We start from the raw sequence: 1,192 nt of genomic DNA on the forward strand, positions 1-1,192 counted from the left end.
AGCGATTAGTTCAAAAATAACCGGTAGGCGGGGTTGTCGCTCTCCTCAACCATGGGATAAGGCACCTTCTTGAGGTCGGCCAATAGCTTGCTCTGCTTGCCATCCTCCACCTGGAAGCCCACCAGCACACGGCCATAGGCCGCGCCGTGGTTACGGTAATGGAACAGGCTGATATTCCATTTTTCGCCCAGGGATTGCAGAAACTTCATCAGCGCTCCGGGGCGCTCCGGAAATTCCACCCTGAACAGCCGCTCCTTCAGGTCATGCCGGGAGGTGTGCCCGCCCACCAGATGACGAATATGCAGCTTGGCCATCTCATTACCGCTCATATCCACCACCGGATAACCGCGCTCCTGCAGCTCGCTCATTAGCGTCTGCAGCGCCTCTCCGCCCGGCCGCAACTGAATACCGACAAAGATATTGGCATCCCGGTCATCGCTGTAGCGGTAGTTGAATTCAGTAATACCGCGCCGCCCCAGGGCCTGGCAGAACGCCCGAAACGCACCAGGCGTTTCCGGTATGGTGACAGCCAGAATGGCCTCGCGCTGCTCGCCCAGCTCGGCACGCTCTGACACATGACGCAGCCGGTCAAAATTCACATTGGCGCCACTCTGAATTGCCACCAGCGTCTGGTCACGCACATCGTGCTTGGTTACCCAGTTCTTCAAACCCGCCAGGGCCAGCGCCCCCGCCGGTTCGCAGATGGCACGGGTATCCTCGAACGCGTCCTTGATGGCCGCACAGATTTCATCGGTGCTGGCGGTGATCACTTCATCCACGTGATCACGCAACACCTTGTAGGTTTCCTTGCCGATCTGCTTCACGGCAACACCGTCCGCAAACAGCCCCACTTCCGGCAGGGTGACCCGACGTTTTTTCTCCAGGGCGGCTTTCAGGCAGGCGGCATCTTCCGGCTCCACCGCGATCACCTTCACCTCCGGACGCACGTACTTCACATAAGCCGCTACCCCGGCCGCCAGCCCACCGCCGCCCACCGGGATAAAAATCGCATCCAGTTCGCGGCTTTGCTGACGCAGAATCTCCATGCCCACCGTGCCCTGGCCGGCAATCACATCCGGATCATCGTAAGGGTGAACAAAGGTCAGGTTGTCACGGGCCTGCAGCTTCAGCGCGTGGGCCAGGGCTTCGTCAAAGCTGTCGCCATGCAACACCGCCTTGCCACCGTGGCGAC

1 protein-coding gene is annotated in these 1,192 nt (G+C 60.1%); it reads right to left on the reverse strand.

Annotation, left to right across the window (positions count from 1 at the left end; all coding sequences use genetic code 11):
• Nucleotides 1-5: 5 nt before the first annotated feature.
• Nucleotides 6-1,192, reverse strand: a 1,187-nt coding sequence (gene ilvA, locus A3730_RS29300) for a threonine ammonia-lyase, biosynthetic (protein ID WP_063539447.1), incomplete at its 5' end; no start/stop codon positions are given.

This window comes from Alcanivorax sp. HI0044, assembly GCF_001634945.1.